Annotated in this window: 15 protein-coding genes; 5 read left to right on the top strand and 10 right to left on the bottom strand. The window is 67.9% G+C overall.

Annotated features, from left to right (window positions below; translation table 11 throughout):
* Positions 1-243: 243 nt before the first annotated feature.
* From ACIPM1_RS33005 to ACIPM1_RS33030, 6 genes are all read right to left on the bottom strand, one after another.
* Complete coding sequence (locus ACIPM1_RS33005; protein ID WP_402440943.1) at positions 244-369, bottom strand: hypothetical protein; 126 nt, start codon at positions 367-369, stop codon at positions 244-246.
* Between the two features lie 171 nt (positions 370-540).
* Positions 541-2,454 carry a glycoside hydrolase family 2 protein gene (locus ACIPM1_RS33010; RefSeq protein ID WP_402440945.1) on the bottom strand — a complete coding sequence of 638 codons (1,914 nt, stop codon included), beginning with the start codon at positions 2,452-2,454 and terminating at the stop codon, positions 541-543.
* Positions 2,455-2,524: 70 nt separating this feature from the next.
* Positions 2,525-3,742, bottom strand: a complete 1,218-nt coding sequence (locus ACIPM1_RS33015; protein WP_402440947.1) for a family 1 glycosylhydrolase — start codon at positions 3,740-3,742, stop codon at positions 2,525-2,527.
* Between the two features lie 20 nt (positions 3,743-3,762).
* A complete protein-coding gene (locus tag ACIPM1_RS33020) occupies positions 3,763-4,638 on the bottom strand; it encodes a carbohydrate ABC transporter permease (RefSeq protein WP_402440949.1) in 876 nt (291 codons plus the stop codon).
* The gene (locus tag ACIPM1_RS33025; RefSeq protein ID WP_402440951.1) at positions 4,638-5,591 is read right to left on the bottom strand and encodes a carbohydrate ABC transporter permease; all 954 of its coding nucleotides are present in this window, start codon (positions 5,589-5,591) and stop codon (positions 4,638-4,640) included. Before ACIPM1_RS33025 ends, ACIPM1_RS33020 begins: the two co-directional genes overlap by 1 nt.
* Before the next feature lie 55 nt (positions 5,592-5,646).
* A complete protein-coding gene (locus tag ACIPM1_RS33030; protein WP_402440953.1) occupies positions 5,647-6,921 on the bottom strand; it encodes an ABC transporter substrate-binding protein in 1,275 nt (424 codons plus the stop codon).
* 307 nt (positions 6,922-7,228) lie between these two features.
* Between ACIPM1_RS33030 and ACIPM1_RS33035 the strand changes: the two genes are divergently transcribed.
* The 4 genes from ACIPM1_RS33035 to ACIPM1_RS33050 all read left to right on the top strand — a co-directional run bounded on the left by ACIPM1_RS33035 (position 7,229) and on the right by ACIPM1_RS33050 (position 9,335).
* On the top strand, positions 7,229-8,278 hold the full coding sequence (locus ACIPM1_RS33035) for a LacI family DNA-binding transcriptional regulator (protein WP_402440955.1): 1,050 nt from the start codon (positions 7,229-7,231) through the stop codon (positions 8,276-8,278).
* Positions 8,279-8,428: 150 nt separating this feature from the next.
* The gene (locus tag ACIPM1_RS33040; protein WP_402440957.1) at positions 8,429-8,683 is read left to right on the top strand and encodes a helix-turn-helix domain-containing protein; all 255 of its coding nucleotides are present in this window, start codon (positions 8,429-8,431) and stop codon (positions 8,681-8,683) included.
* Positions 8,684-8,762: 79 nt separating this feature from the next.
* On the top strand, positions 8,763-8,969 hold the full coding sequence (locus ACIPM1_RS33045) for a winged helix-turn-helix domain-containing protein (protein WP_402440969.1): 207 nt from the start codon (positions 8,763-8,765) through the stop codon (positions 8,967-8,969).
* Between the two features lie 96 nt (positions 8,970-9,065).
* The gene (locus tag ACIPM1_RS33050) at positions 9,066-9,335 is read left to right on the top strand and encodes a transposase (protein ID WP_402440958.1); all 270 of its coding nucleotides are present in this window, start codon (positions 9,066-9,068) and stop codon (positions 9,333-9,335) included.
* Positions 9,336-9,388: 53 nt separating this feature from the next.
* On the opposite strand, the gene ACIPM1_RS33055 is transcribed toward ACIPM1_RS33050, so the two are convergent.
* From ACIPM1_RS33055 to ACIPM1_RS33065, 3 genes are read right to left on the bottom strand one after another with little or no spacing between them, the layout of a single operon-like run.
* Entirely contained in the window at positions 9,389-9,706 is a 318-nt protein-coding gene (locus ACIPM1_RS33055; RefSeq protein WP_402440960.1) for an EthD family reductase, read from the bottom strand.
* Complete coding sequence (locus ACIPM1_RS33060) at positions 9,703-10,269, bottom strand: dihydrofolate reductase family protein (RefSeq protein ID WP_402440961.1); 567 nt, start codon at positions 10,267-10,269, stop codon at positions 9,703-9,705. Before ACIPM1_RS33060 ends, ACIPM1_RS33055 begins: the two co-directional genes overlap by 4 nt.
* A gap of 56 nt (positions 10,270-10,325) precedes the next feature.
* A complete protein-coding gene (locus ACIPM1_RS33065; RefSeq protein WP_402440963.1) occupies positions 10,326-11,306 on the bottom strand; it encodes an RNA polymerase subunit sigma-70 in 981 nt (326 codons plus the stop codon).
* 190 nt (positions 11,307-11,496) lie between these two features.
* Between ACIPM1_RS33065 and ACIPM1_RS33070 the strand changes: the two genes are divergently transcribed.
* Positions 11,497-12,738 carry an IS4 family transposase gene (locus ACIPM1_RS33070; protein ID WP_402440965.1) on the top strand — a complete coding sequence of 414 codons (1,242 nt, stop codon included), beginning with the start codon at positions 11,497-11,499 and terminating at the stop codon, positions 12,736-12,738.
* Positions 12,739-12,996: 258 nt separating this feature from the next.
* Here the strand turns inward: ACIPM1_RS33070 and ACIPM1_RS33075 are convergent.
* Positions 12,997-13,385: transposase family protein (locus tag ACIPM1_RS33075; protein WP_402440967.1), on the bottom strand; the 389-nt coding region annotated here is incomplete at its 5' end.

The following is a 13,385-nucleotide window of genomic DNA, read 5'->3' on the forward strand; positions in this document are numbered from 1 at the left end:
CACTCCAAGCCTTCGACATCACCTTCGACGGCCGGCTCACCGCCGGACGCCGCTGAAAACATCCGACCGAGTTCCACCGTTCGCTACACAGACCCGGGAGCAGACCTGCACGGACTTCGACGCGGGGATGTTATAGGGATTATCCCCGGGGGTGCGGGGAGCAGGCCCCGAGGAAGTCCATCATCTCGGTCGGGTGGGGACCATCCCCGCGGGTGCGGGCAGCAGTTCAGGTGGGTTTTCGGGTCACTGTGCATGCGGGGACCAGCGTACGGCCGCCGCCGTGTACCTGCTCCAGGCGAGGTTGACCGGAGTCCGCTCGTCGCCGTCGCACTGGTGCCACAGCAGCGGCCACACCCGCGCCAGCCCCACGCCGCTCCTCGCCGAGCCTGATGACCTCGTCCGCCAGGCCCGCTCGATCCCCGGCCGCGTTCAACCGTGTCAGCCGATGGGTATAGCGCAGGACGCGCACCTGGTGGTCGGTCTGCCAGGGGCCGACCGTCCCGAAGAGGTCAAGGCCAGGCGTGGGGTGCCGTCGAGGGCTCAGTCGCGCCGCGCTGCTGCGAGCTCTGCGGGCTGGGTGTCTCCGACGCTGCGGCGGTGCTGTTCCAGCGCCTCGGTGGGCATCGCGGCCGAGGGGCGCGAGAACAGTCGGCGGAGCTGCTCGGGCGGCAGCTTCGGTGTGCGATCGGCGGTGAGCAGGCCGTTCGTCTCCTGCTCGGTGTCGGTGAGTTGTGTATAGCAGAACCCGGCCAGTTCGGGAGATTCGGTGACCGCCCGGGTGAGTCCGTCGAGCCGTTCGAGCAGTTCTGCGGGTGAGGTCACCGTTGCGTAGCCGAACCATTCCTCGCCCTGGGGACGGAAGCTGAGGCCGCCGAACTCCGTAAGCATGACCGGGCGCCCTCCGCGTGGATCGGCGGGGTTCGGGTCGAGAACGACGCGGCGGCCCCCGGGACGGCCGTGCGTGAGCATCGCATCCACGGCCGCCGCGGTCGCGTAGCGCTCGCGCAGTTCGTCGCCGGTGGCGGCGTAGTCGTGGATGGTCCACAGGTCGCTGTCCGGCAGTTCCCATCCATCGTTGGAGATGACAGGGCGGGATGGGTCGAGGGCCCGGGTGAGGTGCACGACCGACTCGACGAAGCTGTGCTGTGCAGGGGAGCGTGCGATGTCCTGAACGCCCCAGCTCTCGTTGAACGGGACCCAGGTGACCACGGAGGGGTGCCCGCGGTCGCGGCGGACGACGTCCATCCATTCGGTGGTCAGCCGGCGCACTGCCTCCTGACCGAACGCGAAGGCACCCGCCATTTCGCCCCAGACCAGCAGGCCGAGCCGGTCGCACCAGTACAGGAAGCGCGGATCTTCGACCTTTTGGTGCACCCGGGCGCCGTTGAAACCGAGTTCCTTGATGAGTTCGACCTCGCGTCGTAGCGCCGCGCTACTCGGCGCCGCGAGGTGGGATTCCGGCCAATAGCCCTGTTCCAGGACCATGCGCGGGTAGTAGGGCCGTTCGTTGAGCAGGAACCGGCCGTCGCCGGTGCCGACCGTGCGCAGGCCGAGGTAGCTTGCCACCTGGTCGATCGTGCGCACTGTTCCTTCCGCGTCGCGGCTGTCGAGCTGGACCTCGGCGTCGATGAGGGTGGGCGACTCGGGGGACCACAGCAGGCGGTCGCGGTCCTGGCCGTTGCGCAGGGCGGGGAGAGGGATGTCCACGTCGACCTGGTCGTCGGTGGCGAGCGTGGTGTGCTCGGCCAGCAGTTCGCCGGCCAGCCGCAGCCGCACGGTGAGGAGCAGGTCGGTGCCCTCGGTGTGCGGCGCGCGGTGGATGCCCGCCTCCATGCGGACCGCGCAGCGTTCGAGGACGGTCGTCCAGCACAGCTCGGAGACGTGGTTCGCAGGGACGGTCTCCAGCCAGACGGTCTGCCAGATGCCGGTGGTGCGGTGGTACCAGATGACGTGCGGACTGGCCTGCCAGTCCTGTTTGCCGCGGGGCTGCGCCGCGTCACCGGGAAGGTCCTCGGCGCGGACGACCACGGTGTGCTCGCCGGTGTCCGGGTCCAGGGCGTCGGTGATGTCGAAGGCGAACGGGGTCATGCCCCCCTCGTGGTCCCCGACACGGGTGCCGTCCACCCAGACGGTGGCCCGGTAGTCGACGGCGCCGAAGCGCAACATGGCGCGGTCGCCGCCGAGTTCCTTCGGATGCAGCAGCAGGGTACGGCGGTACCAGACGACTGGGTGGTGAGCGGTGTCGCGTATGCCGGAAGCCGGCGACTCCGGGGGGTAGGGGACGGTGATCGTACGGTCGAAGGCGGTCGGGTCGTGTTGCCAGCGGGCGGTGACACCGCGGTTCTCGTCGTCGAAGGCGAACTGCCACACCCCGCTCAGATCAGTCCACCGCGGCCGGCGCAACTGCGGGCGGGGGTAGTGGCCTTCTACGGTCGTCGTATCGCGCGCGCTCACCACGTCGCTCCTGTATCGCTGAGGTGGGTTGAGGGGATGTGGGCGGGGGAAAGGGACTGCCCGGACGTCGTCAGGCCTGGGTGGCCTTGGCGAGGACGCGGAAGCGGTCCACCAGGGCGGTGGGCCGTCGTTGCAGGACCGAGCCCGCGTCGCGTTCCAGGTCGTACAGGCCCATCTGGACCAGATAGTGGTCCATCGGCTCGGTGGACTCCCGGTAGAGCCAGTCGACGAGGGCGAAGAAGGGGAACCAGGTGTAGCCGACCAGAGCCATGCCCTCGGCACGCAGCCGATGCACGGTGGCCACGCTCCGCTCCAGCCAGTCGAGGCGTTCTTCCACCGGCCCGCCGCGGCTGGTCTCGGTGACGAAGAGGGGTTGCCCGTACCGGTCGGCGTATGTGTGCAGCAGGTCCACCAGCCCTTGCGTGCCAGCCTCCTGGGGCTGGAGCAGGCCGGTGTCGGCGTCGCGGCGGGAGGTGGTGAACGCCGGGTAGTAGTTGACTCCGATCACGTCGGGTGTCACCGAGTTGTCCGTGAACCAGGCGAGTTCGGCCTCGGTCACGCCGTGCGCAGTGAGGTGTTCGCGCATCGGGTGGTCCGCGCCCACGCGGCCCATGATCAGGTCGAGGCCGAGGAAGCGACGCTCCTCCAAGTGCTCGAGTTCACCCGCAGGCCACTGCCCTGTCCACCGGAACCCGGCGTCGACGTGGACGAATGTCGCCTCCGGCTGGGCGACGGCGATCCGTTGCTGGGTCAGCACCATGCCCTTGGCGAGCTGGGTGATGATCTTCACAAAGCCGTCGTCACCCCTCAGATACGGCGGCCATGTCCCCTGCTCGCCGCAGTACACCGCATTGATGATCGGCTCGTTGAGCGGCGTCCAGGAGTCCAGCGCGCCGCGGTAGCGCTCCGCTACCGCTTCCGCGTAGGAGGCCACGGCCTCGGGGTAGCGGTGGTTGAGGAACTGGTTGTCCAGCCATAGCGGGGTCCCGTAGTGCATCAGGTCGACGATGCAGCGCAGCCCGAGGTTGCCCAGGTGCTCCACGACACGGTCGGTCCACTCCCAGTCGAACTTGCCGGGGGAGGGTTCAATCAGGTACCAGGGGATGCCCCACCGGATCATGTCCGCGCCGGCGTCCGCGGCCAGGGAGAGGTCGTGCTTCCACTGGTGGTAGTGCTGCGTGAGTTCGTACTCGTCGAGTTTGCGGCGGCCGACACCCTCCTGCGGCACGAAGGTGTCCTCGATGCCGACGGCGAAGTGCAGGCTGCTGTCCCGGAACCAGGGGGGCATGGTGGTAGTCCTCGCGTTCGTTACTTGATGCCGGTGGTGGCGATGCCCTGCACAAAGCTTCGCTGGATGAGCAAGAAGAACAGGATCACCGGGAGCAGGGAGAGCACGGCGCCGGCCATCAACATCCCGTACTGGGTGACGTGCTGCCCCATGAAGAGCGACAGGCCCGCGGGCAGGGTCGCGTGGCTGTTGTTCGACGTCATGATCAGCGGCCACAGCAGGTCGTTCCAGTTGTACTGGAAGTGGAAGAGCCCCAGGGTCAGCAGCGCGGGCCGGGCCAGGGGCAACACAATCTGCCAGTAGATGCGCCATTCCGAGGCACCGTCGATCCGCGCGGCCTCCTCCATGTCGCGGGGCAGCGACAGGAAGAACTGGCGGAGGAAGAAGATGCCGAACGCGTTGGTCGCCCGCGGCACGATCAAACCGGCGAAGGTGTCCACCAGGCCGAGGTGGTTCAGCTGGTCGTACAGCGGGACCAGGGTGATCTGGAACGGCATCATCAGCATGATCAGGATGATCACGAAGACCGCGTTGCGTCCCTTGAACTCCAGTCGGGCCAGCGCGTACGCGGCCATGGAGTCAAAAAACAGCGAGATGATGGTGACCGAACCGGCGAACACGATGGTGTTGCGGTAGAGCCCGGCGAACGGGATCGCGTGCCAGATCTCCCGATAGTTGGCAAGGGTGAAGGCACGCGGCCACAGCGTCGGGGGGCTGGTGACGATGTCGTTCTCGGGCCGGAAGGAAGCGAGGACCATCCAGATGATCGGCAGTAGCACGGCGAAGGCTATGGCGACCGCCGCGACGGTGACGGCGATGCGCCAGGCGGTTGCCAGGGCCCGGTTGCGCGGGTCGCCGTACCGTGCTGCCGCGGGGGAGCGTCGGGTCATGGTCATCAGAAGGACACCGCCCGCTTCCGGAAGTACGTGAACTGGAGCATCGACAGCGCGAAGACCAGTACGACCAGCACCCAGGAGACGGCCGCCGCGTAACCGAACTGGCTCTGTTCGAAGCCGAGCCGGTAGGCGAGCATCACCAGCGTCTCGGTCTGGAAGAACGGGCCGCCGTGCGTCATGACGTAAATCTGGTCGAAGGCCTGCAGGGTGGCGATCGCCGCCATGATCGTGATGAGCATGGTCTGGTTGGCCAGCAGCGGCCAGGTGACGTGGCGCAGCCGCTGCCACGGACCCGCCCCGTCGGCGCGGGCGGCGTCGTACAGCTCGCTGGGGATGGACTGCAGCCCGGCAAGGTACATGATCATGTAGAAGCCGACGTTCTTCCAGATACCCACCGCGATGACCGCGGGCATGGCGTAGGACGGATCCTGCAGCCACCCCTGCTGGGTGGTGATGCCCAGGTGAGACAACCAGTCGGTGAGCAGCCCGATGTTCGGGTCGAGGAGGAAGGACCAGGCGATGGAGACCACACCGAGGGAGACCACGAAGGGCAGAAAGACCGCTGTGCGGAGGAATCCGCGCAGGGCCATGGCCCGGTTGAGGAACAGGGCGAGGGCGAGCGCCAGGACCACGCTCACCGGGGTGCTCACCGCGGCATAGACCAGCGTGTTCTTCAGCGCCCTCCACACGGCCGGGTCATGGAGCATCTGACGGTAGTTGCCAAGGCCGATCCATTGGGCCGGCTGCAAAACGTTGTAACGGGTGAAGGAGAGGTAGCCCGCCTGGAGCATCGGCCAGGCAACGAAGACGGCGAGGATCACCAGACTGGGGGTGAGGAAGAGCCAGGCGGCCCGTACCTGCCGGCCCCGGTAGGAGAGACGGCGACGCCGTCTGCCGCGGTATGGCGGGGCGGAGGCCGCAGCCGGGAGCCGCGGCGTGGTCTGTGTGGACATCGTTCACCTCTGCGACGGTGGGCCGGCGACGCGCGTCCCCGGCCCACTATCGAAGTTAGTTGGTCTGCTCCAGCTGCTTCGTCACGTCCGCATTGGCCTGCTTGAGAACCGACGCCACGCTGCCCTTGCCGCTGAGGATGCGCTGCAAGGCGGGGTAGAAGATCTGGTCCTGGATCACGGGCCCGTTGGCAAGACCCGGCAGGAACGCCCGGGAGGAGTTGAGCACCTGCGGGGCACCGAAGGCCGCCGGGTAGGGGTAGCCCTTCAGATCATTCGCCGTGACATCGGTGCGGTTGGCCGGAAAGCCGGTCCCCTTCGCCAGCGTCAGCTGGGACTGCTTGCTGTTCCAGTAGGAGAAGAACGTGTAAGCCGCCTTCTTGGCCGCCGGGTTGCTGGAGGTAAGGGCCAGTGAGGTGACGATGGCCGCGGTGGTCTGGGTCTGGGAGCCGGCGAATGGCATGGTCACGCCGTAGTTGACACCGGCCTGGGTGAAGGTGCTGGTGTCCCACGGGCCGACGATTTCCATGGCGACCTTCTGCGTCTGGAACAACTTGTCTGCATCTCCACCATTGATGCCGATGGGTGAGACCTTCTTGTTCCGGTACAGGTCGGCCCAGTGCTCGACCGCGGAAACCGTCGCCGGATCGTCGAGCATCGCCTTCTTGCCGTCCTGGCTCACCACGCCGCCGCCATCGGCCCACAACACCACCGGGAACGCGGGAGCCGTCTCGTGGTCGGCCATCGCGAGGGCGTACTGGTCGGGCTTGCCGTCGTGGTTGGTGTCCTTGGTGAGCTTGGCGGCATACTGCTCGAACTGCGCCATCGTGGTCGGCGGCTTGTTCGGATCGAGACCGGCCTTCTGGAAGAGCGTCTTGTTCCAGTACAACAACATGGGCGCGGTCTCCAACGGCACGCCGTAGTTCTTGCCGCCGAACTTCGAGGCTTGCACTGCGTACTTGACCAGCTTGTCGGAGCCGGACGAGGGAGCAGAGTAGAAGTCGTCGACGGGCTGCAGTACACCGCTGTGCGCGTACTTGGGCATCTGGCCGCTGTCCATGGCAACGATGTCCGGACCGGTGCCAGAGCTGACGCTCGTCAGAAGCTTCTGGTAGAAGACGTCCCACGGCATGGGGTCCGATTCGACCTTGATGTCCTTGTGCGAGGCGTTGAACTCGCCGACCAGTTTGTCGAGGGTGGCCTTGTCACCACCCGTCAGGCCGTTCCAGAACTTCAGGGTGATCTTGCCGCCCTGCTCCGACGTGCCGCCGCTGCTGTGCGCTGCCCCCTGGCCCGCACAGGCGCCCACGGCCAATCCGCCCACGAGCACCATGCTTGCGACCCTGAGTCCCCTGCGCCCATGCAGGGGATGCTGCTTTGCATCCACGACTACTCCTCTGCCTCTGCCGAGCCGGCCGCCCCGCGCCGCCGATTTCCGTGAGGACGTTGGGTGCACCACCGGATCTTCCGGTGAGCTGGCACCATTGATACAACGTTGTGGTAAACGTTGTACAGGCTCGATTCAATAAAGGTCACCACCACGCGGTCCGCGGGGGGTATCCAGGACGCACCCGGAGTGCCCATCCAGTGCCCTCCGGCTGACCAGCAATGATGCAATTTCCGGACGACAGGGAGACAGGATGCGCCCACCGGGGCTTCGGGATGTGGCTGCGCAGGCAGGTGTCTCGGTGAAAACCGTGTCCAATGTGGTCAACGGGACAGGCCGGGTCACTGATGCCACGCGTGCACGGGTCGAGGCGGCCGTCGCGGCGCTCGGCTACCGGCCTAACGTGGCGGCGCGCAACCTGCGCCGGGGCCGCACCGGGGTGATCACTCTGGCGCTGCCGGACCTGACCGCGCCCTACTTCGCCGAGCTCGCGGACGCCATGATCCGGGTTGCCGAGCCGCGCTCCCTGACCGTCCTGATCGACCAGACTCAGGGGAGCCTGGAGCGCGAACTGCGCACCTTCCGGGGCGAGCTCCTCCAGCAAAGCGACGGCCTGGTCTTCAGCCCCTTGGCCATGCCGGCCGAGGAACTTGCCCGGCGGACGGAGGGTGTGCCGCTGGTGCTGCTGGGGGAGCACGTCCCCAGCGGCCTGCATGACCGTGTCGTGGTCGACAACCGCGCCGCGGCTGCCCTGGCGACCAGGCACCTGATCAGCCTGGGCAGGCAGTCGATTGCCGCGATCGGCCCGCAGCCGCGCGGTTCACACCCCACCTCCCAACTCCGCCTCGACAGCTTCCGGCAGACGCTCGCGGAACACGGCATGTCCGTCGAGCCCGCCATGCTGGCTCCCGTGGAGAGTTTTCACCGCGCGGACGGCGCCCAGGCCATGAACCGGTTGCTATCGCATCGCCCTAGACCCGACGCGGTGTTCTGCTTCAACGACCTGCTGGCGCTGGGCGCCATGCGTGCCGCGCACGACCATGGTCTGCGCGTACCGGAGGACATCGCCGTGATCGGCTTCGACGGCATCGAGGAAGGCGCGTTCAGCACACCGACCCTGAGCACCATCACCCTGGACAAACGACAGATCGCCGAGGCCGCACTCGCCCTGCTCGCGTCCCGGACGGAAACCCCAGACCTTCCGGCGCGGACGGTCACTGTCGACCACAGGCTTGCCGTTCGAGCCAGCACCGGCGGCCCATCGGTGCCGCATCGCGTGAGCGGACTCGAGACGGTGTGGTGACGGCGTGGCCGACTGGGCACCGCAGGCCGCGTGGAGGGTGGAGAGCTGGCCTTCGTGACGCCGCGCTGTTTCAGTCGCTACTGAACTTGATTGAGTGATGTCGGTTCCGTTCGCCTGGCAGTGGGCTGTCGGCGACGGTAGCTCTGATGCGTGAGGTATGCACAGGGCGGCGGGCTGACCGATGCGGGTAGGGCCGCGCGGGAGCGATTAAGGCTGCATGCCGTCGAACGCTTCCAAGCCGGAGAGAAGAACGCGGAGGTCGCTGCCGCCCTGCGGGTGAGCGAGCGGTCGGTGGAGCGATGGCGCCGCGCCTGGCGCGAGTGCGGCCAGGCCGGGCTGCTGTCAAAAGGGCTCTCCGGGACGGTGTCGGCTCAGCGAGGACCAGATCACAAGACTGGAACGTGAGTTGGAGCACGGTCCGCTGGCCCACGGATGGAAGGACCAGCGGTGGACACTGGCGCGGATCAAGACGCTGATCGGCCGCATGTTCCACATCTCCTACACAGTCGAGGGCACCTGGCGGCTGCTGAAACGGCAGGGCTGGAGCTGGCAGCAGCCCGCCCGGCGAGCGATCGAGCGGGACGACTCGGCGGTCGAGGTATGGAAGAAAGAGACCTGGCCGCGGGTAAGAGCTGTGCGGCGGAGCGCAACGCCTGGATCGTCTTTGAGGATGAAGCCGGACAGTCGATGACTCCGCCGCGCGCCAGAAGACGAGCCGAAGGGCTTCGGCTGGCGGGACCTCCGCGACCTGATCGTCCGAGCCCGCTTCCAGCTCGGCGGCCCGATCGTGCTGGTCTGGGACAACCTTCGCCTCCACCTGACTGCAGGCATGCGTGAGTTCATCGAGGCGAACGCCGAGTGGCTCATGGTGTTCCACCTGCTCGCCTACGCGCCTGACCTCAACCCGCAGGAGGGCATCTGGTCGCTGGTCAAACGCGAGATCAGCAACCTCGCTGCCGCGGACCTCGGTCAGATCACTCGGGCCGTGAAGCGTCGGCTCAAGCGGCTCCAGTGCCGCCCGGAACTGGTCGACGGCTGCCTGGCGGGCAGGGGCTGATGCGGGGCTCTTCCGCCTCGCTCGGTTATGTTGAGCGTGTGCACGGAGATCGCCTACAGCACGCTCTCGTCCACGGTGAAGATCATGCTGCGGACCGCGGCGAGTTCCTGGAGGTGCGCCGCGTCGGCCGCGGTGGTGCGTCCCTCGGGTGAGGCGAACGCGGTGTGCAGTTCGTCCATCGTGTCCCATTCCAGCTCGGCGACCAGGTAGTACGGGGAGTCGCCGCGCACGGCGACCAGGTCGCGGCTGATCGTGTAGCGGCGCAGTCCCGGAAGTTGGCGTGCGAGGGGGATATGGACGTCGCGATAGTGCCGGATGAATGCCGCGGGGTCAGCGGGTGTCTCGTACAGGGCGATGAAGCGGGCGGTCATCGGGCCGCCCGCCGGTAGCGGGTGAGGACGGCGGCACCGGCCTGCTCGGCAGCCAGGCACTCCAGGTCGGCGTGAGGGCCGTCGTCGGTCGGGAAGAGCCGCCGACCGGCGCCGAGGACGGTGGGGAAGGTCAGCAGCCGGTACTCGTCGACCAGGTCCGCGGCCCTCAGCCGATCCACGACGCTCAGGCTCCCGGTGACGACCACGTCCCGTCGCTCGCGCTTGACGGCGTCGACCAAGTCGCCCTCCACGACCCGGGAGTTCGTCCACGCCGATGTGTCGGTGTCGGTCAGGGTGCGGGAAGCCACCAGCTTCGGCATGGCGTTCATCCGCGCGGCGAACGGGTCGTCGCGGCCCGGCCAGAGCCGCGAGAACAGCTGCCAGGTGGCGCGCCCGAGCAGCAGCACCCCGTCGTCCAGTGTGCGGCCGAGCCGGAACTTGTCCCCGGCGACCGCCTCCGGGCCATGCCGGAACGCCCAGCCGCCCAGCGGCGTGCCATCCGACCCGTCCGGGTCGGAGACGATCCCGTCCAGGGTGATGAACTCGATAACGATGACGCTCACGATGAGACTCCTTCGGTTCAGTGCTCACCGGTATCTACCGGCCGCACCGCCTGAACTCATCGCTCTCGGCGCAACGGGTTAGCGGGAATCTCGCGCGGCAGCTCGAAGGTGTCGAAGACGCGCGGATCGGCGAACACGACGTTGTGCGCGACCTGGCCGTCGGTGACGGTGAAGACCTGCAGGGTGTGCAGACGGAGCTCCGGCGCGTAAGCGGCGAGCGCGGGCTGCCCGTTGGCGGTGAGCTCCCGCATGACCCAGCCCGTGCCACGCATCCCGAACACCCGCTCCAGGAAACGGCCGTAGTCCCGGCTGCCCCGGTACCAGAGTGGCACCGGCGGCATCTCCAGCACCGCGTCGTCGGCCAGCAGCCGCACCAGTGCGGGCACATCCGCCGCCTCGAACGCCTGCACGTATCGCTGGACCACCGCCCGCACTTCGGGATCATCCGGCTCGCTGACCGCACCGGCATCGTCCACATCGGCAAGGGCGGCACGGGCTCGCTGCAGCGCGCTGTTGACCGCCGCGACCGTGGTCCCCAACTGCTCGGCGACCTCGACGGCGGTGAACGCCAGCACCTCGCGCAGCACGAGTACGGCCCGCTGCCGCGCGGGCAGCATCTGCACCGCCGCCACCCACGCGAGCCGCAGATCGACCCGCCCCTCCACGTCGAACCGCGCGTCGGGGAACGGCTCCAACCAGGGGACATCGAGCGCCGGCACCAGTGGCGCCCCGGGATCGTCGCTCGGCATCCCCAACCCGGACGGCAGCGGACGCCGCCCGCGCCCCTCCAGCGCGGTCAGGCACACGTTGGTCGCGATCCGGTACAGCCAGGTCCGCACCGACGCGCGCGCAGGGTCGTACCGGTCTCGGGCCTTCCACGCACGCAGCAGCGTCTCTTGCACCGCATCCTCGGCCTCGTGGAACGAACCCAGCATCCGGTAGCAGAACGCGACCAACTCACCCAGGTACGGCTCGAAGTCCACAGGCTCATCATGCCGCACGCCCGTCGTACGCCCGCCCGAGCCGGACTTCAGCATGATCCACCAGAGCTCTGTACATCCGCCACTCGGTGTCCTCCCGGGCCGGTGACTTTCTGTGATCATTCGCGGCCACTTGACTCCCCGTCATGTGGCCACGAGCGGGGAAATGGCCGCCGACAATCACTTCCGATACACGGTCTAAAGGCAATACCGGTGACTTTGGTGGGTTCTGGTCGTTGGGTGGGTTGTGCCAAGGCCGGGTCAGGTGAAGTCGTCGGGGGTTGATCGGTTCTCGGATCGGATCGCGTTGGGGGTGCTGACGCGGGCTTTTCCGCCGGAACTGGTCGACGAGGTGATCGCCGAGTGCGGCAGGGTCGAGCAGCGGACGCGGCTGCTGCCGGCACGGGTGGTGGTCTACTTCGTCCTGGCGATGTGTCTGTTTTTCGGGCAGGGCTATGAAGAGGTGGCCCGGCTTCTGGTTCAGGGGCTGGAACGTGAAGGCAGGTGGGCGACCGCCTGGCGGGTGCCCACGACGGCGGCGATCGGGCGGGCTCGGTTGCGGCTTGGACCGGAGCCGTTGCGGGCTCTGTTCGCCCGAGTGTGCCGGCCTGTGGCGGTCGCGCGGACGCAAGGGGCCTGGTATCGGCGGTGGCGGCTGGTCGCGGTGGACGGCACAGTCTTCGACGTTCCGGACACCGCTGCGAACGCCCAGTTCTTCGGGTGTCCCGGTACCAGTCGCGGGCAGGGCCGCAGTGCGTATCCGCAGGCGAGGGTGGCGGCTCTGGCCGAGTGCGGCACCCATGTCGTGTTCGCGGCCGAGGTCGGACCACTCAAGGTCCACGAGACCGCTCTGGCCCAGCGGCTGTTCCCCGCGCTGACGAAGGGCATGCTTGTGCTCGCCGACCGGGGCTTTTGCGGCCTCGACCTGTGGCGGGCCGCAAAAGCGGGCGGCGCCGATCTGTTGTGGCGGGTCCGCAGCGTCGTGGTGCTGCCGGTCCTGGAAACCCTCGCCGACGGCTCCTACCTGTCGGAGATCGTCGCCGCGCGGGACAACTATCGGCGCGCGGACCCCGAGCGGGTGCGGGTGATCGAGTACACCCTCGGCCCACGCGGTGGTGACGGCACCGTCTACCGGCTGATCACCACCCTCCTCGACCCTCAGCAGGCACCGGCCGAGGAGCTTGCCGCCCTCTATGCCCAGCGGTGGGAGATCGAGAACACCCTGGACGAGATCAAGAACCACCAGGGCGTCCCAGGGCTGGTGCTGCGTTCCCAGCACCCACGCGGCGTCGAACAGGAGATCTTCGCGTTCCTGCTGGTCCACCACGCACTGCGGGACCTGATGCACCAGGCCGCCCTCAAGGCAGGGCACGATCCCGACCGGATCTCCTTTACCCGCACCCTTCGCGTCGTTCGCCGCCACGTCACCGGGCAGGCGGCGCTTTCCCCCCTCACGACTGGCCCGGTCCATCGCCCAGAGCCTGCGTGAGATCACCGAACGACTGCTGCCCGCACGATGGTTGCGCTCCAACCCCCGCGTGATCAAACGCAAGATGTCCAACTGGGCCCTCAAACGAGCCGAGCACCACAGCCCACCACGGCCAGACACCCCGGCGGTCCGGCTGGTCGGGCCAACCAGAGCCACTTCAACCAGCCGGAAAACGACCTAAATCACCAGTATTGGGCCTAAAGGGTGTTGCAGAAGGCCGTGATCACGCAGCCGGAACCCCGCGGCTGGTCCGTCGGCTCATGCGGCGAGGGCGAGGTTGTGCATGCGGGCGACGGCCTGGACGGCGTGGTGGAGGCCGTCGCCGCGCTGCCGGCAGTCGCGGAGGATCTTGTAGTTCTTCATCCGGGAGAAGGTGTGCTCCACGCGGGCGCGGACCTTGCGGTGGGCTGCGTTGTCCTCCTCCTCGCCCTTGAGCAGGGGCCGTCCGGGGCGCCTGCGGTGCGGGACGATCAGACCGGTGTTGATGTAGGCGCCGTCGCCGAGGACCGTCACACCCTGGCAGTGCTCGGCCAGGCCGGAGTCCCGCCAGGCCTTAGCGTCCGCCGTGTTGCCGGGCACCGGGCGGGCCGCGGCCACCACCAGGCGGGACTCGGCGTCCACGATGACCTGCACGTTCGCCGAGAAGC

Origin of the sequence: Streptomyces sp. NPDC086766, assembly GCF_044746005.1 — a bacterium.
Classification (GTDB): Bacteria; Actinomycetota; Actinomycetes; order Streptomycetales; family Streptomycetaceae; genus Streptomyces.